24 protein-coding genes and 1 tRNA gene are annotated in these 24,760 nt (G+C 66.8%); 19 read left to right on the top strand and 6 right to left on the bottom strand.

Translation table 11 applies throughout. From position 1 onward, the window contains the following. From B9D87_RS17825 to B9D87_RS17815, 3 genes are read left to right on the top strand one after another with little or no spacing between them, the layout of a single operon-like run. On the top strand, positions 1-687 hold the full coding sequence (locus B9D87_RS17825; RefSeq protein WP_007771998.1) for an ABC transporter permease: 687 nt from the start codon (positions 1-3) through the stop codon (positions 685-687). After that, positions 684-1,400: an ABC transporter permease gene (locus tag B9D87_RS17820; protein WP_007772000.1), complete on the top strand. Its 717-nt coding sequence runs from the start codon at positions 684-686 to the stop codon at positions 1,398-1,400. Before B9D87_RS17825 ends, B9D87_RS17820 begins: the two co-directional genes overlap by 4 nt. Beyond that, the gene (locus tag B9D87_RS17815; RefSeq protein ID WP_007772002.1) at positions 1,401-2,000 is read left to right on the top strand and encodes a putative glycolipid-binding domain-containing protein; all 600 of its coding nucleotides are present in this window, start codon (positions 1,401-1,403) and stop codon (positions 1,998-2,000) included. Here the strand turns inward: B9D87_RS17815 and B9D87_RS17810 are convergent. Further along, complete coding sequence (locus B9D87_RS17810) at positions 1,963-2,868, bottom strand: prephenate dehydrogenase (RefSeq protein ID WP_007772007.1); 906 nt, start codon at positions 2,866-2,868, stop codon at positions 1,963-1,965. The two genes, B9D87_RS17815 and B9D87_RS17810, sit on opposite strands and share 38 nt — an antisense overlap. Positions 2,869-3,036: 168 nt before the next feature. Here B9D87_RS17810 and B9D87_RS17805 point away from each other — a divergent pair, with 168 nt between their 5' ends. From B9D87_RS17805 to B9D87_RS17770, 7 genes are all read left to right on the top strand, one after another. Next, the gene (locus B9D87_RS17805; RefSeq protein WP_007772009.1) at positions 3,037-3,558 is read left to right on the top strand and encodes a tRNA adenosine deaminase-associated protein; all 522 of its coding nucleotides are present in this window, start codon (positions 3,037-3,039) and stop codon (positions 3,556-3,558) included. Positions 3,559-3,577: 19 nt separating this feature from the next. Next, positions 3,578-4,036: a nucleoside deaminase gene (locus B9D87_RS17800; protein WP_040630586.1), complete on the top strand. Its 459-nt coding sequence runs from the start codon at positions 3,578-3,580 to the stop codon at positions 4,034-4,036. Positions 4,037-4,065: 29 nt separating this feature from the next. Next, positions 4,066-4,155: transfer RNA gene (locus B9D87_RS17795), tRNA-Ser, on the top strand. A 107-nt stretch (positions 4,156-4,262) separates the two neighbouring features. After that, complete coding sequence (locus tag B9D87_RS17790) at positions 4,263-4,994, top strand: cutinase family protein (protein WP_040630587.1); 732 nt, start codon at positions 4,263-4,265, stop codon at positions 4,992-4,994. A 48-nt stretch (positions 4,995-5,042) separates the two neighbouring features. Beyond that, entirely contained in the window at positions 5,043-6,047 is a 1,005-nt protein-coding gene (locus tag B9D87_RS17785) for a glycoside hydrolase family 6 protein (RefSeq protein ID WP_040630588.1), read from the top strand. Positions 6,048-6,146: 99 nt separating this feature from the next. Then, positions 6,147-6,623: a CAP domain-containing protein gene (locus B9D87_RS17780; RefSeq protein WP_007772016.1), complete on the top strand. Its 477-nt coding sequence runs from the start codon at positions 6,147-6,149 to the stop codon at positions 6,621-6,623. A gap of 425 nt (positions 6,624-7,048) precedes the next feature. Then, complete coding sequence (locus B9D87_RS17770; RefSeq protein WP_238553453.1) at positions 7,049-8,059, top strand: hypothetical protein; 1,011 nt, start codon at positions 7,049-7,051, stop codon at positions 8,057-8,059. A 647-nt stretch (positions 8,060-8,706) separates the two neighbouring features. Here B9D87_RS17770 and B9D87_RS17760 read toward each other — a convergent pair. The 3 genes from B9D87_RS17760 to B9D87_RS17750 all read right to left on the bottom strand — a co-directional run bounded on the left by B9D87_RS17760 (position 8,707) and on the right by B9D87_RS17750 (position 12,187). Beyond that, positions 8,707-10,212, bottom strand: coding sequence for a putative alpha/beta hydrolase (locus B9D87_RS17760; RefSeq protein ID WP_007772020.1), 1,506 nt, complete (start codon positions 10,210-10,212; stop codon positions 8,707-8,709). Positions 10,213-10,348: 136 nt separating this feature from the next. Next, positions 10,349-11,482, bottom strand: a complete 1,134-nt coding sequence (locus B9D87_RS17755) for a cellulase family glycosylhydrolase (RefSeq protein ID WP_040630591.1) — start codon at positions 11,480-11,482, stop codon at positions 10,349-10,351. Between the two features lie 231 nt (positions 11,483-11,713). Continuing rightward, on the bottom strand, positions 11,714-12,187 hold the full coding sequence (locus B9D87_RS17750; RefSeq protein WP_040630593.1) for an NINE protein: 474 nt from the start codon (positions 12,185-12,187) through the stop codon (positions 11,714-11,716). 132 nt (positions 12,188-12,319) lie between these two features. Here B9D87_RS17750 and B9D87_RS17745 point away from each other — a divergent pair, with 132 nt between their 5' ends. The 6 genes from B9D87_RS17745 to B9D87_RS26865 all read left to right on the top strand — a co-directional run bounded on the left by B9D87_RS17745 (position 12,320) and on the right by B9D87_RS26865 (position 17,149). Then, complete coding sequence (locus tag B9D87_RS17745) at positions 12,320-12,706, top strand: DUF2237 family protein (protein WP_007772023.1); 387 nt, start codon at positions 12,320-12,322, stop codon at positions 12,704-12,706. Positions 12,707-12,802: 96 nt separating this feature from the next. Continuing rightward, a complete protein-coding gene (locus tag B9D87_RS17740; protein ID WP_007772024.1) occupies positions 12,803-14,074 on the top strand; it encodes a sulfotransferase family protein in 1,272 nt (423 codons plus the stop codon). Positions 14,075-14,088: 14 nt separating this feature from the next. After that, positions 14,089-15,327, top strand: a complete 1,239-nt coding sequence (locus B9D87_RS17735; protein ID WP_007772026.1) for an MBL fold metallo-hydrolase — start codon at positions 14,089-14,091, stop codon at positions 15,325-15,327. Then, positions 15,324-15,806, top strand: a complete 483-nt coding sequence (locus B9D87_RS17730) for a VOC family protein (protein ID WP_007772027.1) — start codon at positions 15,324-15,326, stop codon at positions 15,804-15,806. Before B9D87_RS17735 ends, B9D87_RS17730 begins: the two co-directional genes overlap by 4 nt. Positions 15,807-15,819: 13 nt before the next feature. After that, positions 15,820-16,791, top strand: coding sequence for an LLM class flavin-dependent oxidoreductase (locus B9D87_RS17725; protein ID WP_007772029.1), 972 nt, complete (start codon positions 15,820-15,822; stop codon positions 16,789-16,791). Between the two features lie 85 nt (positions 16,792-16,876). Beyond that, entirely contained in the window at positions 16,877-17,149 is a 273-nt protein-coding gene (locus B9D87_RS26865) for a hypothetical protein (protein ID WP_139347547.1), read from the top strand. Between the two features lie 18 nt (positions 17,150-17,167). Here the strand turns inward: B9D87_RS26865 and B9D87_RS17715 are convergent, their stop codons facing one another. Then, the gene (locus tag B9D87_RS17715; protein WP_007772031.1) at positions 17,168-17,818 is read right to left on the bottom strand and encodes a GntR family transcriptional regulator; all 651 of its coding nucleotides are present in this window, start codon (positions 17,816-17,818) and stop codon (positions 17,168-17,170) included. Between the two features lie 67 nt (positions 17,819-17,885). On the opposite strand from B9D87_RS17715, the gene B9D87_RS17710 reads away from it, so the two are divergent. From B9D87_RS17710 to B9D87_RS17700, 3 genes are read left to right on the top strand one after another with little or no spacing between them, the layout of a single operon-like run. Continuing rightward, positions 17,886-19,250 (top strand): LLM class flavin-dependent oxidoreductase, encoded by a 1,365-nt coding sequence (locus B9D87_RS17710; protein ID WP_007772033.1) that lies wholly within the window; start codon positions 17,886-17,888, stop codon positions 19,248-19,250. Beyond that, the gene (locus tag B9D87_RS17705; RefSeq protein WP_040630718.1) at positions 19,243-20,427 is read left to right on the top strand and encodes a CaiB/BaiF CoA transferase family protein; all 1,185 of its coding nucleotides are present in this window, start codon (positions 19,243-19,245) and stop codon (positions 20,425-20,427) included. The genes B9D87_RS17710 and B9D87_RS17705 overlap by 8 nt, the downstream gene beginning before the upstream one ends. Before the next feature lie 16 nt (positions 20,428-20,443). Further along, entirely contained in the window at positions 20,444-21,358 is a 915-nt protein-coding gene (locus B9D87_RS17700; protein WP_007772037.1) for an HpcH/HpaI aldolase/citrate lyase family protein, read from the top strand. A 13-nt stretch (positions 21,359-21,371) separates the two neighbouring features. Here the strand turns inward: B9D87_RS17700 and B9D87_RS17695 are convergent, their stop codons facing one another. Beyond that, a complete protein-coding gene (locus tag B9D87_RS17695; RefSeq protein ID WP_007772038.1) occupies positions 21,372-24,755 on the bottom strand; it encodes a pyruvate carboxylase in 3,384 nt (1,127 codons plus the stop codon). Positions 24,756-24,760 lie beyond the last annotated feature (5 nt).

Raw genomic sequence — 24,760 nt, 5'->3', positions numbered from 1 at the left:
GTGCACTACCTACTCACCCATCTCGACGACGCCTGGGGGCTGACCGTCGTGCATTTGCGGCTGGCGTTGGTGCCGGTGCTGATCGGTCTGGCGATCGCGCTACCACTGGGCATGCTGGTGCAGCGCACCCGGCTCGCCCGGCGGGTCACGACCGCGGCCGCCGGCGTCGTGTTCACCATCCCGTCGCTGGCGCTGTTCGTGGTGTTGCCGATGCTCATCGGGACCCGCATCCTCGACGAGGCCAACGTGATGGTGGCGTTGACGGCCTACACCGCCGCGCTGCTGGTGCGGGCGGTGCTCGAGGCGCTGGACGCGGTGCCCGGCCAGGTGCGCGACGCCGCCACCGCGGTCGGCTACCCGCCGATCACGCGGATGCTGAAAGTCGAACTGCCGCTGTCGGTTCCGGTGCTGGTCGCGGGGCTACGGGTGGTGGTGGTCACCAACATCGCGATGGTCTCGGTCGGCTCGGTCATCGGCATCGGCGGGCTGGGCAGCTGGTTCACCCAGGGGTACCAGACCAACAAGAGCGATCAGATCCTGGCCGGCATCATCGCGCTGTTCCTGCTGGCGGTCGTCATCGACGTACTCATCGTGCTGGCCGGGCGGCTGGCCACACCGTGGGCACACGCCACGCGCAGCGCCGGACGCCGGTCGGTCGTCGCACCGGTGGTGGGTGGGGCGCGGTGAACTTCGTCGAGCGCGCGATCTCGTATCTGTTGACCGCCGACAACTGGACCGGCCCGGTCGGGCTCGCGGCCCGCATTCTGGAACACCTCGAGTACACCGCCCTGGCGGTGGGCGCCTCGGCCCTGATCGCCGTCCCCGTCGGCCTGATCATCGGGCACACCGGGCGCGGCACCCTGCTGGTGGTGGGCGCGGTCAACGGCCTGCGCTCCCTGCCGACGCTGGGCGTGCTGCTGTTCGGGACGCTGCTGTTCGGGCTGGGCCTGGGTCCGTCGCTGGTGGCGCTGATGCTGCTGGGCGTGCCGGCATTGCTGGCCGGCACCTACGCCGGGGTCGCCAACGTCGAGCCCACGGTCGTCGATGCCGCCCGCGCGATGGGCATGACCGAGGCCCAGGTGCTGCTGCGCGCCGAGCTGCCCAACGCGTTGCCGCTGATTTTGGGCGGGTTGCGCAACGCGACGCTGCAGGTGGTCGCCACGGCGACGGTGGCCGCCTACGCCAGCCTCGGTGGTCTGGGTCGCTACCTGATCGACGGGATCAAAGAACGTGAGTTTCATCTCGCTCTGGTCGGGGCGCTGATGGTGGCCGCGTTGGCGCTGGTGCTCGACGGACTGCTGGCGGTTGCGGTGTGGGTTTCGGTGCCGGGCACCGGGCGGCTGCGGCGAACATACCGGGCACTTCCGCAACGGTTTGCGGGCACGTCTTACGGTAGATGAGTGAACGCAGCCCCCTCTGAACCGTCTCGTCGTGTGTGGCAGACGATGCTCACCTGGCGCGCACAGGATGCTCTCCGGATGGAATCGGTACGACTCCAGGTGTCCGGCAACAGAATCAAGGCCAATGGCCGCATCATTGCCGCCGCCACCGACGCCCACCCGGCGTTCGGTGCGTACTACGACCTGCTGACCGATGAGGCCGGCGCCACCAAGCGGCTCGGGATGACCGTCACCCTCGCCGAGCGGGAGCGCGTCTTCTCCTTCGCCCGCGACGAAGAGAACATGTGGCTGGTCACCGATCATCAGGGCGAGCACCGCGCGGCCTACAACGGCGCGCTCGATGTGGACGTGGAGTTCAGCCCGTTCTTCAACGCGCTGCCCATCCGCCGGCTCGGCTTATATGAGCGCGCGGCGTCGGTCACGCTGCCCGTCGTCTATGTGAACGTGCCGGAGATGTCCATCACCGCCGACACCGTGAGCTACAGCAGCACCGGCAGTCTGGACGAGATCAAGTTGCGCTCGCCGATCTCCGACACGACGGTGAGCGTGGACGACGAGGGATTCATCGTCGACTATCCAGGCTTGGCAGAGCGGATCTGATCACCCCGCCGGCCCGGCCCGCGGCGGCCAGCTCCTGACGCCAGTTCTCCGCGCCGATGACGATGTGGAAGATGTCGTCGCGCGGAAAGCTGTCGTAGCGCGTGCGTGCGGCGTGGCCGGCCTCGACGAGGTCGGCGACCGAATTGTGCGAGGCCAGCGATTCGCGGGCGCGGGTCAGCAGCTCGATGACGCGATCGGCCGTGGGCACCAACTGGTCGGAGTTGCCTTCGCACATCGCCCGGACCAGGTCCGGGGCGGTGGCCGCCACCCGGGTGCCGTCGCGGAACGACCCGGCGGCCAGCGCGAAGGCCAACGGAACGTCTCCGGCCACGACGGCCAGCGCCTCGGCGAGCAGGTGGGGCAGATGCGAGATCGCCGCCGCGGCGGCGTCGTGTTCGTCGGACCTGGCCGGCACCACCACGGCACCGCAGTCCAGCGCCAATGTCATCACCGTCGACCAGACCGCCGCATCCACGTGGTCGTCGACGCTGACCACCCACGGGGCCCCGGTGAACAACCCGGCGTACCCGGCGGTCCAGCCCGAGTGGGCGGTGCCGGCCATCGGATGGCCCCCGACGAAGCGTTCCTGCAGGCCCGCCGCGACGACCTGGTCGAGTACCGCTTGCTTGACGCTGGTGACGTCGGTCAGCGGACACGCCCGGGCCGTCTGCTTGATGTGGGCGAGCATGCCCGCCATCGCCGGCATCGGCACGGCCAGCACGATCAGCGCACCGGAGTCGGCGGCGCGGGACAGGGTCGCCGTCAGATCGGTGGTGGCGTCAAAGCCGTCGGCGGTCGCGGCCTGCGCGCCCTCCACCGAGCGGTTATAGCCGAACACCTCGCGGCCGGCGGCCGTAGCGGCCCGCATGATCGAGCCGCCGATCAGCCCCAGCCCGAGCACACATAGCGGTGTCGTAGAAGGAGGGCTTGCCACATTCCAAGGTTGGCACATCCGGTCGGCAACGGCGCCATCAGATCTCGCGGCTACCAGGAGCCATCTGGTCAGGGGCCTGGTCAGGGACTACCGTAAGCGGCCATGGGAGCACAACGGGCCTCTGCCCAGGGCCTGTCCGCGGACACGCCGGACGGTTTCGGCGTAGCGGTGGTGCGTGAAGAGGGGCAGTGGCGCTGTGCCCCGATGGCCCGCAAATCGCTGTTGAGCCTGGCGGCCGCCGAGACCGAGCTGCGCGAATTGCGCAGTTCCGGGGCGGTCTTCGGCCTGCTGGACGTGGACGACGAATTCTTCGTCATCGTCCGGCCCGCGCCGTCGGGCACGCGGTTGTTGCTCTCCGATGCCACCGCCGCCCTGGACTATGACATCGCCGCCGAAGTGCTGGACAAGCTGGACGCCGACATCGACCCCGAGGATCTCGAGGATTCGGATCCCTTCGAAGAGGGTGACTTAGGGCTGCTGTCCGACGTCGGGCTGCCCGAGGCGGTCCTCGGGGTGATCCTCGACGAGACCGACCTGTACGCCGACGAGCAGCTGGGCCGCATCGCCCGCGAGATGGGCTTCGCCGATCAGCTGTCGGCGGTGATCGACCGCCTCGGTCGGTGATCGCCATCGGGCTCGGTCGGTGAGATCTGACGAAGACCTGATCCGTTCCGCATTGTCGGTTGCCGCGACGGCGGGTCCCCGCGACGTGCCCATCGGTGCGGTGGTGGTCGGTGCCGACGGAACCGAGCTGGCCCGCGCGGTCAACGCCCGCGAGGCGTGGGGAGACCCGACGGCCCACGCGGAAATCGTGGCGCTGCGCGCGGCGGCCCAGGTACTCGGGGACGGGTGGCGGCTGGAAGGCGCCACGCTGGCGGTCACCGTCGAACCCTGCACCATGTGCGCGGGCGCGCTGGTGCTGTCGCGCATCGCCCGGCTGGTGTTCGGCGCCTGGGAGCCCAAGACGGGAGCGGTCGGATCGTTGTGGGACGTAGTCCGCGATGGGCGGCTCAACCACCGCCCGGAAGTCCGCGGCGGCGTGCTGGCCCAGGAGTGCGCCGCGCCGCTGGAGGCCTTCTTCGCCCGCCAGCGATTGGGGTGAGGGGCATGCCGTTCGGTAAGCTGCTCGGCGGTGGCGTGTCCGAGCGGCCTAAGGAGCACGCCTCGAAAGCGTGTGACGGCTAAAACCGTCCGAGGGTTCAAATCCCTCCGCCACCGCCAAACTTGATCGACGTAACTGGTTTCCGGTTTGCTGGAAATCCGGCTGCCAGGCCGGTCGGCCGCCGAATGCCGCGGTTTAAAAATCGCATTTTTGGGCACACAGCGGCATGACCGCACGTCACGCCCCTCGTCTCCTTGCTCCTGCGGTAGCCGCGGCGTCGGGCTGCGCCGCTTCGCTGTTTGCAACCGCCATCCCCGCGGCCACCGCCGGTCCATGCCCGGACGTGCAGGTCGTGTTCGCCCGCGGCACCGACGATCCACCCGGCCTCGGCCCCACCGGGCAGGCGTTCGTCGACTCGCTGCGCCCACGCGTCGGCGCACAATCCTTCGACGTCTATCCGGTCGATTACCCCGCCACCCACGACTGGACGAACGCGGGCGAGGCCGGCGTCAGAGACGCGGGCGCACACGTCGTGTCGATGGCGCGCGACTGTCCCAACACCAAGATGGTGCTCGGCGGTTACTCCCAAGGCGCGGCCGTGATGGGCTTCGTCACCTCGCCCGTGGTGCCGAACGGGATCGATCCCGCGAGCGTGCCCAAACCGCTGGATCCGGAAGTCGCCAACCACGTCTCCTCTGTCGTGCTCTTCGCCCTGCCCAACGAAAAGGCGATGAACTTCTTCGGCGAGCCGCCGGTGGCCATCGGCCCGCTCTATCAGGCCAAGACCCTCCAGGTGTGCGCCGCCGAGGACCCGATCTGCTCCGACGGAATGAATTTCGCCGCGCATGACACGTATTCGACCAACGCCGCGGTGATCGACAAGGGCGCGGCTTTTGCCGCGGGCCTTCTCGGTTCGGGTGGTGGCGCGCGGGGCTCGACGCAAGCCGGATGGTCGTAGCTCGGCCCGATTGGCGCTCGGTGCTTCCGAGCCACTAATTTTCCTCAGGTGAACTTCTCAGCTGCGGGTGCAGCAGTGCGGTGGATCGTCCCCTTCCTCACGGCTGCGGCCGTAGCCGGCACGGGTCTTGTCGCCGGCCCGGTACCGCTCCGTCCCGCCCCGGCGATGCGGCTGGTCGCCGACGGAGACCCGTTGGCGGGAGCACCGTTCTACGTCAACCCGACATCGGCGGCCATGCGCGCCGCGCAGAGCGCCGATCCGCCGAGCCCCGAGCTGACCGCCATCGCCAACACGCCGCAGGCCTACTGGATCGTCCCGGGCGGGTCGGCGGCAACGGTCGGCAAGTACGTCGGCGACGCGAACGGGGCCGGCGCCATCCCGATTCTGGCGATTTACGGCATCCCCCATCGAGACTGCGGCAGCTTCGCCGCGGGCGGCATGGGCTCGGCCGACGACTATCGCTCGTGGATCGACGGGATCGCGTCCGGCGTGGGCGCTTCGCGGGTCGCGATCGTCGTCGAGCCCGACGCGCTCGCCATGGCCGACTGCCTGTCGGGTGATGCGCGCCAGGAACGCTTCGACCTGATCCGCTACGCCGTCGACACCCTGACCAAGGATCCGAACGCGGCCGTATACGTCGACGCGGGCCACCTGCGTTGGCACAGCGCCGACGACATGGCCGCACGGCTCAACCAGGCCGGCGTCGGCCACGCCCGGGGCTTTTCCATCAACACCGCGAACTTCTTCACCACCGAGGACGAAATCGGTTACGGCGAGGCCATTTCGGGGCTCACCAACGGCTCGCACTACGTGATCGACACCTCGCGTAACGGTGCGGGACCGGCGCCCGACTCCGACCTCAACTGGTGCAACCCGAGCGGCCGGGCGCTGGGCACTGCGCCGACCGCCAGCACCGCGGGCGCACACGCGGACGCCTACCTATGGATCAAGCGCCCCGGCGAGTCCGACGGAACCTGCGGCAAAGGTGACCCGCCGGCGGGCAACTTCGTCAATCAGTACGCGATTGATCTGGTCCACAACGCCGGCCACTAGCTGCCGCGCAGCGTTTTGCGATTAATGATCGTTCTTGGTTGAAAATGGGTAACATTTAGATACCGAAAACAGCAAAGCGAGCGCGCGACAAGAGGCATCATGGCCAAGAAAGTCGAGATCTTCGCCGTCTTCGCGATCTGTACTGCCTTCATCACGGCTCCCGGCGCACTGTCCGGTTTCGTCGCGCACGCAGACGATTCGGGGGCCGCGCTGTATAACGGCATCAATCAGCTTCGCCCGGGATGCGGGCCGATCAGCGAGGACCCGCGCCTGACCGAAGCCGCCCAGTGGCACGCCGACGACATGCTGCGCAACGGGGTCAGCGGACACATCGGGTCGGACGGCTCGTCGCCGCAGGCGCGCATCACCGCCGCGGGCTATAGGAGCAGGTATTCGGGCGAGATCGTCTTCTGGGGCACCGGATCCGCTGCGACCGCCAAGGAAGCCCTCGACATGTGGATGCAGAGTCCGCCACACCGGGACATCATTTTGAATTGTGCATACAACGCGGGTGGCTTCGCCACCGCCTGGGATGGCAACAAGATGACCGCCGTCGGGGATTTCGCGGCGTCGTAAACTTAGCCGTGCCAAGCTATCTCGGGTCGGGATCGCGGCAGTCCGCGAGGGGCGCGCACGGGGTCGCTCGTACAGTCGTCGGATTGGCCTTTGTGGCGGGCCTTGCGCTGACCGGTGTCGCGTGCACAACGCACAAGCAGCTACCCGCAGCGGCTCGGGCAACGCTTACGGCTGCGCCTGCTGAGCTCGGTGTATGTGCGCCGGATCGATTGGCGCGGTGCGTCCCCGGGTTGGCCGACCTCGATGAGAACCTCTTCGGCGGAGTCGCTGTTTACGAGTCGGATACAGATTTCAGCTCAGTGTCACCCTCGGCCGCTCGCGAGGCCGCGCCCCGAGAATGCCAACATCTTCCCAGGTTTGGAGCGAAGGACAGTCCACAACTCGATGTGGAATACCAGCCAGCGAAGGGTGCGGATGGGAAGCCATTGAGCAATCGCTTCCCCGCGAATGGTGGCGATTACGTCCGCGTGCGCTTCACCGTCGGCGACAACGTCGATGACGTAACGAAGACTATGGCCGCTTGGGCTCATCGCTGCCCCATGTGGGGCCTCGCTCAATCGATGAATGGCAACGACGTCCACGGATGGCTGGTCGCCGAGTCCGCCGAGGCGCTGGGCAGGTACCAAGCGGGCGACATCGATTGGCAGTGGCCCGATGTCATGAACACGGCGGCGAAAATGCTGTCCAACGGGGTGATCGTGCAGGCGTGGTATCAGACCAACGACCCGTCCGCGGCTTCACGAAACCAGCTCCTGTCTCAGTTGATCGGCGCTGTGGGCCGACCACGCCCACGCTCGGCCCTCCCGCCCACACTTGCCGGTTGGAATCAAGCCCAGATTTCGACACTGCTTCCGGCGTTGTCGATGGACGTGGGCATCGACACCGCTACCGGCGACAAGATGCCGCTTGCCGGCGAGCCGGGCGGTCCGTTCTGGTCGCTTTGCCCGCCCAGGGACCATGCCGAAGCCCCACGCTACGATCCACTCGCCAGCTGGCAAAGCTACGACCAATCGAAGTGGGATAAGCCGGGAAAGCCACCCCGACCCAGACTGATGATCAGTCGCACGCACGTTGGTGATGACTTCCTGACCGATCTGCGGCGCGAGATCGCCGATTGCACCCAGCATTTGGACGATAGGCCTTCGGTGTGCGCAGACCGAGAGAATCGCCAGTTCCTGCAGGCCGATTCGGCTGTAGCCGAGGGCGAGGACGTGGTGCGGTTCACACATCGATGGATGCGGGAGGTCGAGGTCCGCGGTCATAGCGTCTGCGGTGAAGGCGTAGAGGCGATGAGAGTCGCCCAGCTAAAGGGGCTGGTCGTCATCGCTAGCGCGAGTGACGGCGGCTGGCTGTTCAAAGGCGATACGCCGCCGCTGCCGCTGAGTACTCTCGATGAGCTTCTGGCCGAGACCGTCCGGCGCATCAAGGCCGTATAGCTCCGCATTCGTTGAATGACACCATCTTCCGGGCATTTAGTTCTGCATCAAATGGAGAACGCTGTGCCGGAACGTACTTGACCACCGGTAGCGGTGGTATTAAAACGCCACGCTGCCTGAGGGTTTGAGCACGAATCCATGTTGGCCGCGGGTGGTGTCCAGGCATGCGACGAGATGGTCCGCGCCCACCGCGCATGTCGCGTTTCGATAGTTCAGCTTCTGCCCGATGTTCAACAGGTTCCCGTGCGTGAACTGTGCCCCGCAGGGCTGGTCGGTCCGACTCACTGCGTATGCGGGACCCATACCTGCCGCCCCTGCAGTACCTATGACGCAGGATCCGTTGTCGAGTCCGGGAAATTCACCATCGCATTTGATGGCTTGCCCGTTCCACGCTGGCACAGGTTCGGCAGCGGCAAAGGAACAATCGATGTTGTAGGGAGTCGAAAAGTGGGCGTAACGCATCCCCTTTTGGGCGGATACGAAGTAGTTCTCCACTGGTGCAGGGGCGAAGCCACTAAGGTCCGGAAAGCCAGGGGGCTGCGCGGCCGCATGTCGTGGTGCGGTTGTACAAGACATGCACACAACGGCTGCGGCCGCAGACAAGATTCGTATAGCAAAGCGAGTGACAGCATGCATTCAAATCCTCCCTATCTTCCAGGTGTGACCGTAAAGGTGGTCGTGTAGGTGTGAGGATCGTAGTGGCCATCGCCGTACGTGCTCACCCGCATTGAGATGACTTCTTTGCCATTGATCTCTTGTATTTCGGTGATGGAAGGCCCGTAAACCTGGGGCAAGGTTTCAGGCTGTACCAGAGCTGTCGGCGTCGCGGTCAGCAATCCTTGTGGGGTGCTTGCGGTTACCGCCTGGATCGGTAACGTGCGATGGTCGGGAGTTTCTCCGGCTCCGACTACCATCATCCCGCCCTTAGGCAATGCAACGATTTGACTCTCACGGTTGCCGTTCATCGGGCCGGAGAAGGTTCCCTGCTGCTGCAATGAGTTTCCCCACGCGCGGTTCTGGCTAACCGGGGCCGATTGCCACAGCGCACGTCGTCCGTCGGGTGTGTTTCCGAGGATGACCATACGACCCGATTGCGCGTCGTAGGCTCCGCTGGCCTGCGATATGCCATGAAGGGTGTACAAGGGTGTGTCCGGATGGGCCAAATCTACGACGACGGTGTCTGGGGCGGTGTAGTGCTCATTTTTGGTGTGGTCCGGGTTCTCGTAGGGCACGATTGCGTAGAACGCATAGTGCTCACCGTTTGGGCCAATGGCGGTCCCGGTTGGTAATGGCCGGGTGCCCTCAGGCACCGGCAAAGGATTCCTTCCGTCATACACGCCTGGCACATGTATGCGGGGGAAGCCGTCCGAATCGTCTTTGCCGTCGCCACCGAGCGCAATACCGGTACCGGGGATCGATACATCCAAGTCGTCTTGCTTCCCCGTGTTTATGCCTTCCATCTTGGGTGGCGTGGCGGGTCCGTCGATGCTCGGCCCCGCACCATGCGGAGCAGGCTTCTGCGGCTGGTGTCCATCGACGCCCCATATGAGGGAAGGGTCGTATCCGTCTCGGGCCAGAGTCCCCCGCGACGCGTCCAGGACGTCCGTATACAAGCCGCGGATCATCAACATTTGCTTGAGAGCATCTCGCACGTCGTCCACGGCATCGGCGTGAGCATCGTTGATCAGCTTCTCCAGCTTGTTGCGTTCCGTCGCGGGGAGCGGGTATGTCAAATCCTTCTTCGCCGCGGTGATCAGAACATCGAGCACATGTAGCTGGCGATCCAACGCGGCGATCTCGTCGGCACCTGCCCGTTGCGCCGCGGCCAAGGCGGTCGCGACGTTCTCTAGATCGAGGCCGATCTTCGGCAACTGCTCGGACTGGTAACCCAATGACTTGGTTACTTGCTGCACCTCTTCGGATTCGTTGATCGGGTGGGCACCGCCCTCGCGGTTCCAGGCCGCCTCGAAGCGTTTACGGGCCTGCGCGAACTCCTCGCTGGCCGCGGCGGTGCACCGGCCCGCGTTATGAAAGGCCTCCGCCAGACGGTCGATTTGATATGGATTGCCGGCCTGCAGGCTCTGGTTAATCGCCCACGGATCGCCGCCGGCCGCCGCGACCAGTTCCGCTTGGGTGAAGTTCGCCCACGTCATGGCGCGGCCAGCAGCCGATCAACACCGACGACCATCGCCGCCCCCTTCTGAGCAGGTATAACCCTACTACCGGAAGGTCTGTGGCGGGTTGGTGTTGATCGACGTCAGCGAGGGGTTACGAAAGCCGCACCAAGGCCTACGTCTGGCTACCGGCCAGCTTTCGCACCGTCAGCGCTTCGATGTCTTGGAACGGCCGTCCCTCGGGCCGGATCAGGTCGTGGAACCACACCTTCGGCACCGAGGTGTAGGGGTGATCCCATGAGTCCCACGGGAAGTAGGTCTGGGTCTTGCCGGCGACCAAACCCCAGTTGATGGCGCCGACGTTGTGGCGCTTGGCAACCGGCAGGATCGATTCGACGGTGCTGCCCTGGGGGCGCGCCATGTATTCCGTGCACAGGATTGGCCGGCCCAGCGGGATGAGCTCGTTGATCCGGTTCTCGAATCCTGACGGCCCGGCGTAGGAGTGGAAGGTGATCACGTCGGCGTTGGCCAGCTGTATGTCGCTGATCGCGCTGCGGCCCTGTGGTTGTGCCCAATGTCCCTGCCACACACCACTTGTCAGGGGCTGGCTGGGATCCACCGCCCGGGCCCACCGAAAGACCTGTGGGAGCAGGTTGGCGACCAGCTGCTCCTTGTCGCTGCGTTCGGTGTTGCGGTATTGGCGCGCCGGGTTGTCGGGCTCGTTCCACAGGTCCCAGCCCAAAACCCGTTCATCATTGCGGAATTGGGTCATCACCGCCGTGACGTAGTCGCGCATGACCGGGACGTAGCGCGGGTCGCCGAGGCGTTCGGCGCCCGGGCTCTGCGCCCAGCCCGAGTTGTGCACGCCGGGCCGCGGCGCGCGCTGGCGTCCCGCCCGCGGCTGCGGATCCCAACAGGAGTCGAAGAACACGAACAGTGGCTTGATCCGGTGGCGCGCCGCGATGTCGACGAATTGCCCTAGGCGCGTTTGAAAGCCGCGCTGATCGGCCGCCCACAGCTGATCGTGCAGAAACACCCGTGCGGTGTTGTGGCCGTAGAACTGGGCCCAGCCGAGCTCGGTATCGATGCGGCGCGGATCGAAGGTGTCGGGTTGGAACATCTCGAGCTGATTGATGGCGTTCGCCGGAATGTAGTTTGCTCCGACGAGCCAGCCCTGCGCTTGATACCAACGGTTCGCGCGCTCGGGTGACCACCGGCCTGCTTCCTCCGCGGAAGCCCGGGGCACCCGGGCAACTGCGGCGCCTGCCGCCAGTAACAGAGGGAGTTTCAGGGCCGTACGTCGTTCCACGATGTGACGATAAGTTTTCGGGGCGATTTCCCCGGGATTTGCTCAGCGCGTCGCGACAGGTTCATCGCCAGTGCTACCGAGCGGCGACTTCGCTCGTGATCGTGACCAATCCGTGACCACCACCACCGGCGTGCCCCGAGCCAGCGCAAAGCAGCCCAGGTTAAAATCTGGCCCCAGCGCAAGCCAAAAGCGTTGCTGGACAGTCGAAAACGTCGTCCAGGCTCCGGGGGCCTAACGCAGCTTGCGGCCGTCCTTGTCTTTGACGCTGCCGGTGAAGATCAAGATCGCGTCGACGATCGCCCAGACTATGCCGCCGAGCAGGACCGGAAAACCCAGAAAACAGAACAGGCTGAAGAGAACTCCGAACAGACCAAGGCACAGCTGTGCCACCGCGATCTGGGTCGAGTCGATGTAGAAGCGGCCGATACCGAACAAGCCGAGAAACAGCTGCAGCAGGCCGGCGGTGGTGGCGGACTTGTCCGACAGTGGCAGCCCGGTAACCGGATCGCGGCCGTAGGGTGCATGCGGGTCAACGTATCCCGGATATCCCGGATAGCCGACGTTCCCGGGATACGCCTGCGGAGGCGGATATCCCGGCACTGGCGGTGGAGTGTAGGGATTCGGCTGCGATCCGTAGCCGGGTGGCTGCCATCCCCAGGGTGGCTCGCCGGGCGGGTTTTCGGGCGGGTTGGGCGGCGTCGACATCAACTCGAGTTAACACGTCGGCCCGCCGGGCGTCCACATTGGCGGCCGGCGGCACCGCTCAGGAAAAAAACCTGACGGCGCAGTCGGCGGAATTACTTCAAACTCCACCCCCGAGGGCGCAATACTGAACGGGTGCCTGATCGAAATGTGTTAGGCGGTGCGCTGGAACCGTGCGGCACAGACCCACTGACCGGCTTCTACCGCGACGGCTGCTGCTCGACCGGTCCTCAGGACCTGGGGCGGCACACGATCTGCGCGGTGATGACCGCCGAATTCCTGGAACACCAGCGTTCCATCGGCAATGACCTGTTGACGCCGGTGCCCGAGTACCGGTTCCCCGGCCTGCTGCCGGGCGACCGGTGGTGCGTGACCGCGCTGAACTGGCTGCGCGCTCACCACGACGGATGCGCCGCGCCGGTGGTGTTGGCGGCCACGCACGAGAGCACCCTCGAAGTGGTGCCCCTGGAGGCGCTGCAAGAACATAAGGTCGACGTGCCCGACGATCTGGCCAACCTGTAGCGCCGGGCCGCCGGCGAGGTGGATGACCGACGGATCTCCACCGCGGCTAGCGTCTGTGTCATATTTCTCACCTGACGCGTCGAAGAGGGGTGCGGAGTGAGTTCAGCGGTCGACCACATCGACTTCGATGACTTGACCGCGCCCCAGCTGACCGACGTGCAGCGCCAAATCCTGGAGTTCACCGAAGCCAGGCCGGTCGACCTCGACATCGATCGGATGCTTACGGAGGCCGTAGAGCAGACCGGCCTGACTGCCGCGGCCGCCGACCTCGACGACACTGACGGGTTCGCCGACCGCCTGCGCGCGCACGTGGTGGCGATCGAAGCCGACGAAGGCCTGCGCCAGCTCACCCGCGGCTCACTGCGCCAACGCATCGTGCGCCTGCTGCGCAACCGCCTGTCGCTGACCGAGCTCATCCGACGGTATCCGGAGATCGAGTCCATCCCGATCGAAAAGCCATTCATCGTCGTCGGGATGCCGCGGTCCGGCACCACGCATCTGGTCAATCTCATCGCCTCCGACCCACGCCGGCGCGCCCTGCCGTACTGGGAGAGCCAGGATCCCATCCCCGCGCTCGGGCAGGGTCCGGACATCTTCGGCGTCGATCCCCGCTACGCGCGTGCCAAGTCGGAACACGATGCGCTGATGGCGAGCGCCCCCGTGGTGGCCGCCATGCACGACCGGTTCCCGGAGGCGATCGAGGAGGAGGTGGAGCTCCTCGACCTCGATCTGGCCTCGTACGTGCTGGAATGGCATGCGCGCGTGCCTGACTGGCGTGACTACTACTTGGGTCTAGACCAGAACTGGCACTACGCCTACATGAAGAAGGTGTTGCAGGCGCTGACCTTCCTGCGCGGGCCGCGCACCTGGGTCCTCAAGAGTCCGCAACACTGCGAGCAACTCGGCCCGCTGATGGCGACCTTCCCCGATGCCACGGTGGCATTCACCCACCGCGACCCGGTCGCGGTGATCCAGTCGGCGATCACCATGATGGCGTATTCGGACCGGTTGCGCCGCAACAGCATCGACCCGCAGTGGCTGCTGAACTATTGGAGCGACCGCGTCCACCGACTGCTCAGCGCATGCGTCCGTGACCGTGAGCTGGTGCCGTCCGAACGCAGCATCGACATCAACTTCCACCAGCTCAACGGCAACGAAATGCCGGTGCTGGAACGCCTTTACCGGTGCGGGTCGGTCGAACTACCGCCCAGTGTGCAGCAACGTTTCCAGCGCTACCTGGACGGCAACCCACGGGGCAAACACGGTCGCATCCGCTACGAACTACAGCGGCACTTCGGCGTCTCCGCCGACGAACTGCGCGGCCGGTTCGGCTTTTACTTCGACAAGTTCGACGTCCGCCCGGAATGAAGGAGCCACCAGCGATGCCCGAACCGGTCTATCGGAGCAGGCCGGGCGCCGACGCGATGCGGCCGGCGTGCGCCGAGCAGGCCGAAGAGATCGCTCCGGGATTATGGTGCTCGCCCGGCTTGTCCAACTCGTATCTGCTCACCACGACCGAGGGCCGGGTGATCGTCAACACCGGCATGGGCTTCGAAGGGCCGGTGCATCGCGCCAACTTCGATGCCGTGGACTCCGCGCCGGTGCGCTACATCATCTTCACCCAGGGGCACGTGGATCATGTCGGCGGCCTGGACAGCGTGCGGGATCCCGGCACCACCGTTGTCGCGCAGGCGAATTGGAAGGCCTGGCGTGACGACAACGACCGGCTGATCCCGTACCGGGCCAACCGCAGCGCCTTCGCGTTCAAGGACACCCTGGCCAGTGGCATCCAGGCCATCCAGCGGCGCCTGGGCACCACGCGGCTGGCCGGCCAAAGCGTGCCGGTCGTCGACATCGACTTCGAGGACACGCTTCGCCTGGAGGTCGGGGGCCGGCTCATGGAACTGATCTCGGTACCCGGCGGGGAGACCACCGATTCCTTGGTGATCTGGCTGCCCGAGGAACGAATCTGTCTGTGCGGAAACACGTTCGGGCCACTGATCGGGCACATTCCCAATCTCGTGACCATGCGCGGGGAACGGTATCGGGACGCGTTGACGGCCATCGCGTCGGTGGAGAGGGTCCGCGACCTACAGGCCGACCTGCTGGTGACCGGACACTTCGAGCCGATCAGGGGTGCCGAGCGCATCAACGCGGAGTTGACCCGGCTGCGCGACGCGATTCGGTACGTCCACGATCAGACCGTCGTGGGCATGAACGCCGGCAAAGACGTCCGCACCTTGATGCGGGAGATCACCCTGCCCGCGGAGTGCGAAGTGGGCCAGGGCTACGGCAAGGTCGCGTGGGACGTGCGTGCCGTCTGGGAGAACTACTCGGGCTGGTTCCACCACGAGTCGACCACCGAGCTGTACCCGATCGGATTCGATTCCGTCGCCGCCGACGTGGTCGAGCTGGCCGGGGCTGACGCGCTGGTGGAGCGCGCCCGGGCGCACCTGGCCGCCGATCGTGCCCTGCAGGCCATCCACCTCGCCGAGCTTGTCCCGGCCGACCATCCGGGGGCTCGCGACGTGCTGCGCGAGGCGCATGAAAAGCTGCTCGCCGGCAGCACGAACTTCTGGGAAAGTGCCTGGCTCCGCGACCAGATTGCGAGGAACACATGACGGCATTCGCGCTACGGCCCGAGGACTTCTATCACACCGGCATCATCGTGCCCGACCTCGACGCGGCCATGGCAAGACTGACCGCGCTGGCCGGCTACCGCTGGATCACCCCGGTGAGCTACACGTTGCCGTTTCGCACGACGAGCGGAAGCCAAGAAGTGACTTCGACTTTCGTCTATTCGCTGCAGTCGCCGCACGTCGAGTTGATCAAGGAGGTGCCGGGGACGGCCTGGGCCGCCGCCCCCGGCAACGCGATTCACCATCTCGGCTTCTGGACGGACGACTTGGCCGAGAGCGCGAAGAGGTTGGAAGACAACGGCTTTGCCTTCGAAGCTACCGCCGACACCGATGGGCCGAATCTGGCGCTCTTCGCTTACTACGTCGACGCGGCGGGGACCCGCATCGAGATCGTCGACCGTGCGCTGTTCCCGGACTTTCCCGCCTTCCTGCAGGCGGCGGCCGGGCCGGAAGCGTCGTGAGGCGGGTCCGCCGATGCTCTTGACGGTGCTGCGCTTCAACTTCGCATCCCCGCACGGCGATCCACGCACACAGGGCGAGCTGCTGTCGGCGGCGCTCGAGCTGGGGCAGTGGGGGGAAACCCACGGAATCACCTCCATCAGCGTCGACGAGCATCACGCGACCGGGCACGGGTGGAGCTGCAACCCGATCATGGCCGCCGCGATGTTCTTGGCGCGGACCTCGACGCTGATAGCGAGCGTCGACTGCGCGCTGGGGCCGCTGTGGAACCCGGTGCGGCTCGCCGAAGACATCGCACTCGTCGACAACATGAGCCGCGGCCGTCTGCACACGACGGTGGGTCTGGGATACCGCGCGGTCGAATACGACGCACTGGGAGCCGATTTCGGTCGGCGCGGTGCGCTGATGGACAGCCTGCTCGAGCGGATGCTGGACGTCTGGTCCGGCGACGATCCGGAAAACGCAATCTGCACCGGCACCTGGACGCGACCGCATCCGCCGCTGTACGTCGGCGGGGGCGCGCGTGCCACGGCGCGCCGCGCGGCCCGGTTCCGGCTGCCGCTCAGCCTGGCCGACCACCTGCCGGACATCGCCGCCTACTACCGCGAGTTGTGTGCCGAGGCCGGCATGCCGCCGTTCATCCTGATGCCGGGCCCGATCAATCGCGGAATGGTCTACCTGCACGAGGACCCGGACCGGGCGTGGGCGCAGCTTGGTGACCACATCCTTTGGGAGGCAGTCACTTACGGCCGATGGTCAACCGACCAGCGGTCGCTCATGCACCTGCCGGGTGTCCAAACTCTGGACCAGGTCAGGGCATCGGGGCGATACCGCTTCCTTACCCCCGATCAGCTGATCGCGGAGGTGCGCGACGCGGACAATTACGGACCCCTCGTCATGCACCCCCTGGTCGGCGGCATGCCGGTCGACGAAGCGTGGAAGTCCGTCCAGTTGCTCACCGACAAGGTCCTGCCCGCCCTGACCTGACCCGTCGAATTCTCAACTCCCGATTGCAAACCCGGATTACGGGTACCTGGGCTGAAGCCAAGCTGAGATACGAAAAGGGAGATCGATGAGATCTGACGCAATGAAGACGATGGCTTTGGTCGGCGGTGCCGCCGTGTTGGCGCTCGGCGTCGGTTGGGGTGCCGGAGCGACGGCATCGGCCGACGCTCCCGGGGCGCCGCCGGCACCCACGTCGTCCAGCCCGGCTCCAGCGCCTCCACCACCTGCGCTCGCGCCCCACGTGCCCTACGGCGGAGGCACGGGCAATAACACCAACGGCGGCGGAGCCGGTGCCGCCGGGGGAGCCGGCGGCGGTGGTGGGGCCGGCGGCGGTGGCTGAACGCATCCCGCAGCGGCGCTAACCGTCGCGGCGCTGCGCCAGCCAGTCGGCCAGCGAGCGTCCGGCGTCCAGCACGTGTCGTTCGGCGATGGTGCGCGCTCGCTCGGCGTCTTTGTCACCGAGGGCGTCCAGCAATTCCTGGTGTTCATCGAGTGAGTGCTTCTCGTGCTCGGGGAACAAGGTGAGGAAATTGCTCGGCACCACGCGGGCGGCCTGCTTGATCTGAGTCAACAGCCGCGGCGAGTGCGCGGCGCGGTGGATCATCTGGTGGAAATGCCAGTTGGCCTCGCCGATGCTGTCGTCGCCGGAGCGCGCGACGACGTCGGCCGCGAGTTCACGCAGGGTCTCGAGTTCTGGCGCCTCGATCCGCGCGGCGGCCCACGCGGCGGCCTGCCCGGTCAGGACACCCAGAATGGTGAAGCTGTCCAGCACGTCGTCCGGGCTGATGCCGAGCACCGTCACGCCGCTGCGCGGGGCGACTTGGACCAGGCCTTCGAAGGACAGCTCCAGCAGCGCCTCCCGCACCGGGGTGCGACTGGTCGCGAATTCCTCGGTGATGGCATCCAGGTCGACGCGGGATCCGGCGGGCAGGGCGCCGGTCAGAATCCGGTCGCGGAGCTCGCGTGCGGCGCGCTCGCGAACCGTCCCGGAGATATCGATGCCTACCACCTGCGCAGAATACCAAACGACAGATCTAGCGTTTGATATCTGAAATATCAGATGTTACGTTTCGAACATGCGCACCGACAGAATGGCGCTCGTCGCCTTCATGCAGGCCGGCAGCACATCCGTCTACGCCGGCTCGTGGCGGCACCCGGCAACCGAGCACCGCTACCTGGATGCCTCCTACTACGCCAAGATCGGCCGCCAGCTCGAAGAGGGCTGCTTCGACCTGATGTTCTTCGACGATCGCCTGGCGATGCCGGGGGTCTACGGCGGTTCGGTGGACGAAGCGGTGCGCTACGGCGCCCGCCCGGTCAAGCTGGACCTCAGCGTGATCCTCGGGGTGCTCGCGCAGGCCACCTCGAAAATCGGGCTGGGCGCCACCTACTCGACGACCTACTACCAGCCGTTCCACGTCGCACGGACCTTCGCCTCGCTGGATCACCTTTCGGGCGGCCGCGCCGCCTGGAACGTGGTCACCTCGGTCAACGACAGCGAAGCGCACAACTTCGGCGTCGACGCCCACCTCGGCCACGACGAACGTTACGACCGCGCCGACGAATTCATGGATGTGGTGACCGGCCTGTGGGACACCTGGGAGGACGACGCCGTCCTGCACGACCGGGTGTCCGGGCAGTACGCGGACCACACCAAGGTGCACGAGCTGGGACACGTCGGCCGGTTCTTCTCCGCGCGCGGACCGTTGACGGTGCCGCGCACCCCCCAGGGCCGCCCGGTCATCATCCAGGCCGGCTCATCGGGCCGCGGCCGCGAATTCGCTTCGCGGTGGGCCGAATTGATCTTCACCGGCGACCCGGGCATCGACGTCGCGCGCAGCCACTACGCGGACCAGAAGGATCGGATCGCCGACGCAGGCCGCGATCCCGCCGCGGTTCGCATCTGTCCCATGGCATACGCTGTCGTCGGCGAGTCGGAAGCCCACGCCAAGGAGCGCGAAGCCATGTTCCTCGATGATCTGGTTCATCCCATGGCATCCCTGACGCTGTTGTCGGAGTTGATGAATTACGACTTCGCGCAACACGATCTCGACGACCCGGTGACCGACGAGCTGCTCGCCTCGGTCTCCGGCATCCGCGGGCTCGTGCAGAACCTACGCACCCATATCGGCGGGGACACGGTCACGCTGCGCGACCTCGCCAACCATCGTGCCACCCTGCTGCAGGGGCCGCGTTTCGTCGGCACCGGCCGGCAGGTCGCCGACCAGATGGCCGACTGGTTCGAAACCGGCGCCTGCGACGGATTCGTCTTGGCCGCAACGCATCTGCCCGGTGCGTTCGAAGACGTCGTGCGAATGGTGGTTCCTGAGCTGCAACGCCGTGGGTTGTTCCGCACCGAGTACGAGGCGTCGACGCTGCGCGGGCACCTTGGGCTGCAACGTCCTTCGAACGCACGAGTGGCCGCCGGTGCCGATGCTTGACGGATTGCGGGTACTCGATCTCGCCACCCTGGCCGCCGCGCCGCTGGTGGCGACCTATCTGGGCGAGTTCGGCGCCGACGTGATCAAGGTCGAGGACCCCCGCAGTGGTGACCCGATCCGGGGCTGGGGTAACCAACGCGACGGCGTGGGGCTGATGTGGAAGTCGTTGTCGCGCAACAAGCGTTCGATCACGCTGGACCTGCGCTGCGCAGAGGGGCAGGCGCTGGCGCGCCGCCTGGTGGGGCATGCCGACGTCGTCATCGTCAACACCCGCCCGCAGACCTTGCGCAAGTGGGGCCTGGACTACGAGAGCCTGCGCGCGGTCAACGACCGGATCGTGATGCTGCACATCACGGGTTACGGGTTGACCGGCCCCAAGAGCGAGCGCCCGGGGTTCGGGACCCTGGGGGAGGCGATGAGCGGATTCGCCCACATCACCGGCCAGGCCGGTGGTCCGCCCACGCTGCCGCCGTTCATGCTGGCCGACGGTGTGGCGTCGCTGAACGCCGCCTACGCGGTGATGATGGCGCTGTACCACCGCGACGTGCACGGTGGGCCGGGCCAGCTGATCGACGTCAACCTGATCGACCCGCTGGCCCGCCTGCTCGAACAAACCTTGCTGGGTTATGACCAGCTGGGTCTGGTGCCCGAGAGATCCGGGAATCGGTGGGACATTTCGGCGCCCCGCAACACCTATCAGACGGCCGACGGGCGGTGGCTGGCGATGTCGGGAAGCTCACCGGCGCTGGCGCTGCGGGTGTTCCGGGCGATCGGGCGCGACGACCTGGTGGCCGACCCCGACTTCTCTGATCCACAACGGCGACTCGCCCGGGCGCGTGAGGTCGACGCAGTGGTGGCCGATTGGGTTGCGACAAAGACGCTTTCGGAGGCGATGCAGGTCTTTGACGCCCACGAGGTGGCCGCGGCCCCGGTCTACGACATCGGCGATCTGGTCGCCGACGAGCAGCTGGCCCACCGTGAGGTGTTCATCTCCGTCGATGACGCACAGCTCGGGGCGATGAAGGTTCAGGCTCCCGTTCCCCGTTTCTCATCGGCGGCCGGCACGGTCGGCCACCTCGGCCCGCGCCTCGGCGAACACAACGCCGAAGTCTATGGCGAACTACTCGGCTTCATCGCCGGCGACATCGACGATCTACGCGCCCGCGGCGTGTTGTGACAGAAGGACTTCACTGGTGACCGATTTGCTCCGTCGTTCCGAACTCGCGGTGCCCGCGTGCAACGACAACATGTTCGAGAAGGGCGCCAGCTGCGGCGCCGATCTGGTGTTCCTCGACCTCGAGGATGCGACCCCCGCCGGCGTCAAAGTGCAATCGCGCGCCAAGGTCATCGCCGCCCTCAACGACATCGACTGGGGACGGACCGCGCGTGCCATCCGGATCAACGGCCTCGACACCCAGTGGTGCCACGACGACGTCGTCGAAGTGGTGACCAGGGCCGGCGAGAACCTGGACACGATCATCATTCCGAAGGCCCTCAGGGCCCGCGACGTCTGGTGGGTGGATGTCCTGCTCACCCAGCTCGAGGCCAAACTCGGCCTGAGCAAGCAGATTCGGCTCGAAGTCCTCATCGAGGAGGTGGAGGGCCTGGCCAACGCCGAGGAGATCGCGGCGGCCAGCCCCCGCCTGGATGCCCTGATCTTCGGCGTCGGCGACTTCTCGCTGTCGCAGGGCGCGCGGGTGGACACCAACTTCGTCCCGCTCGGCGAATACCCCGGCGAATTCTGGGCTTACGCGCGCAACAAGGTGATCGTGGCCGCGCGCATCGCCGGCATCGATGCGATCGACGCGCCGTATCCGGACTACCGGGACCTGTCGGGCTACGAGCGCGACGCCCGGCGCGCGTCGCTGCTCGGCTACACCGGCAAGTGGGCGATCCACCCCGACCAGGTGCCCGTCGCCAACGAGGTCTACGCGCCGACCGCAGACGAAATCGCCCGCGCCCAAGCCAATGTCGCCGCGTACCGGGAAGCCGAGGCCAAGGGCCGCGGGGCGGTCGGGGTGAACGGCGTCCTGGTCGACGCGGCCCACGTAAAGCAGGCCGAGCAGACCCTGGCGCGCGCCGCCCTGATCAAGAGCGGCCTCGCTTGATGGCCGCGACCCGCTAGCCGATCACCACCAGGAGGTCGCCGCCCTCGACTTGCGCGGTCTGTGACACCGCAATTCGCTCCACCTTGCCGGCCTTACCGGTGGTGACGGCGGCCTCCATCTTCATCGCTTCGATCGTCGCGATGGTCTGGCCGGCTTCGACTTCGTCGCCGACCTGCGCGGTCACCGTCACGACGCCGGCAAAGGGCGCGGCGATGTGGTCCGGGTTGGCGCGGTCGGCCTTCTCGGCGGCTGGCACGTCTGAGGCGACGCTGCGGTCACGCACCACGATCGGACGCAGCTGACCGTTGAGGATGCACATCACCGTACGCATGCCGCGTTCGTCGGCGTCGGAAACGGCCTCCAGCCCGATCAACAGCTCGACGCCGCGCTCCAGCTCGACGCGATGTTCATCCCCCTGCCGCAACCCGTAGAAGAACTGGTTGGCGCTCAGCCGCGAGGTGTCGCCGTACAGCTCACGATGGTCCTCGAGTTCCTTGGTGGGTCCGGGGAAGAGCAGCCGGTTCAGCGCCGCCTGCCGGTCGGCGCCCGCCGCGGCCAACGCCTTCTCGTCATCGGCCGTCAGCGGCTGCTCCGGCTTCGCCGGACCGCGTCCTTCTAATGCCTTGGTGCGCAACGGCTCAGGCCAACCGCCCGGCGGGTCACCGAGTTCGCCGCGCAGAAAGCCGATGACCGAATCCGGGATGTCGTAGCGCGCGGGATCGTCGGCGAATTCCTGCGCGCTGACGCCCGCTCCCACCAACGCGAGCGCCAGGTCGCCGACCACCTTGCTGGACGGGGTGACCTTGACCAGGTGGCCCAGGATCCCGTCGGCTCCGGCATAGGCGTTTTCGATGTCCTCGAACCGGTCGCCGAGACCCAGCGCGATGGCCTGCTGGCGCAGGTTCGACAATTGGCCGCCGGGGATCTCGTGGTGGTAGACGCGTCCGGTCGGCGCCGGAAGCCCGGATTCGAACGGCGCGTACACTTTTCGCAGCGCTTCCCAGTACGGCTCCAGATCGCACACCGCCGGCAGCGACAATCCGGTGTCGTAGGCCGTGTTGGCCGCGGCGGCCACGATTGACGACAGCGCGGGCTGGCTGGTGGTTCCCGCGAGCGGGGCGGCGGCACCGTCGACCGCGTCGGCCCCGGCGTGCCAGGCCGCCACATAGGTGGCCAGCTGCCCGCCGGGGGTGTCGTGGGTGTGCACGTGAACCGGTAAATCGAACCGGGACTTGAGCGCCGAGACGAGCGTCGCGGCCGCGGGCGCGCGCAGCAGGCCGGCCATGTCCTTGATCGCCAGCACGTGCGCACCCGCATCGACGATCTGTTCGGCCAACTTCAGGTAATAGTCGAGCGTGTACAGCTTTTCGGCCGGATCGCTGAGATCGCCGGTATAGGACATCGCCACCTCGGCGATCGACGCGCCGGTTTCCCGCACGGCGTCGATGGCCGGTCGCATCGAGTCGACGTTGTTCAGCGCATCGAAGATCCGGAAGATATCGATGCCGGTCGCCGTCGCCTCCTCGACGAACGCCGCCGTGACCGTCTCCGGATACGGCGTGTAGCCCACGGTGTTGCGCCCGCGCAGCAACATCTGCAGGCAGATGTTGGGTAGCGCCTCGCGCAGTGTGGCCAGCCGCTCCCACGGATCTTCCTTCAGGAACCGCAGCGCCACATCGTAAGTCGCTCCGCCCCAGCATTCGATGGACAGCAGCTGCGGCGTGGTCCGGGCGATGTACGGGGCCACCTTGATCAGGCCACTGGTGCGGACCCGCGTGGCGAGCAGGGACTGGTGCGCGTCACGGAACGTGGTGTCGGTGACGCCGACTCCGCGCGACTCGCGCAGCCAGGCGGCGAACCGGTCCGGCCCGAGCTCGGTCAAACGCTGCTTGGATCCCGCCGGCGGGTCGGCCGACAGGTCGATGTCGGGCAGCTTGTCGTGCGGGTATAGCGCCGACGGTCGCTCGCCGTGTGGCTTGTTGACGGTGACGTCGGCCAGGTAGTTGAGGATCTTGGTGCCCCGGTCCGCGGAGCTGCGCGCGGTGAGCAGCTGCGGGCGCTCCTCGATGAACGATGTCGTGATGCGGCCGGCCTGAAAGTCGGGATCATCCAGAACAGCTTGCAGGAACGGGATATTCGTCGACACGCCGCGGATACGGAACTCGGCGACCGCGCGTCGCGCCCGGCGTACCGCCGTGGCGAAGTCCCGGCCCCGGCAGGTCAGCTTGATCAGCATCGAGTCGAAGTGCGCGCTGATGTCCGCACCCAGCGTCGTGCCGCCGTCCAACCGGATGCCGGCGCCGCCCGGGGTGCGGTAGGCCGTGATCCGGCCGGTGTCCGGGCGGAAGCCGTTCGCCGGATCCTCGGTGGTGATCCGGCACTGCAGCGCGGCGCCGTGCGGGGCGATCGAATCCTGGCTCAGGCCAATGTCGTCCAGGCTTTGGCCGCCGGCAATCCGCAGCTGCGCCGAAACCAGGTCGACATCAGTGATCTCCTCGGTGACCGTGTGCTCCACCTGGATGCGGGGGTTCATCTCGATGAACACGTGGTTGCCGCGTTCGTCGAGCAGGAATTCCACTGTGCCGGCGCACGTATAGCCGATGTTGCGCGCGAACGCCACCGCGTCCGCGCAGATCCGTTGGCGCAGTTCGGGGTCCAGATTGGGGGCCGGCGCGATCTCGATGACTTTCTGGTGGCGACGCTGCACGCTGCAGTCCCGCTCGTAGAGGTGCATGACGTTGCCCTGGGTGTCGGCCAGGATCTGCACCTCGATGTGGCGCGGATTGATCACCGCCTGCTCGAGAAACACCGAGGCGTCTCCGAACGCGGACTCGGCCTCACGGCTGGCGGCCTCGATCGCCTCGGGCAGCGACGCGGCGTCGGCCACCCGGCGCATTCCGCGCCCGCCGCCACCGGCGACCGCCTTGACGAACAGCGGGAACGTCATCGACTCGGCGGCCGCCAGCAGTTCGTCCACCGACGTCGAGGGCGCCGAGGAGGCCAGCACCGGAAGGCCGGCTTCCCGCGCCGCCGCGATCGCCCGCGACTTGTTGCCGGTGAGCTCGAGGACCTCCGCGCTGGGGCCGACGAAAGTGATGCCCGCCGCGGCGCAGGCCGCCGCCAGGTCCGGATTCTCCGACAGGAAGCCATAGCCGGGGTAAATCGCGTCCGCGCCGCAAGCCCGGGCCGTCGCGACGATGTCGTCGACCGACAGGTACGCGCGGACGGGGTGGCCCTCCTCACCGATCTGGTAGGACTCGTCGGCCTTCAGCCGATGCACGGAGTTGCGGTCCTCGTACGGATAGATCGCGACCGTGCCTATTTCCAGCTCGTAGGCCGCGCGGAACGCGCGGATCGCTATCTCCCCGCGATTGGCGACCAGTACCTTCGCAAACACGGTAT

It is taken from the genome of Mycobacterium colombiense CECT 3035, from assembly GCF_002105755.1.
Classification (GTDB): Bacteria; Actinomycetota; Actinomycetes; order Mycobacteriales; family Mycobacteriaceae; genus Mycobacterium; species Mycobacterium colombiense.
Note: the sequence above shows the minus strand (reverse complement) of the source record. Positions and strands in the feature narration are given on the sequence as shown.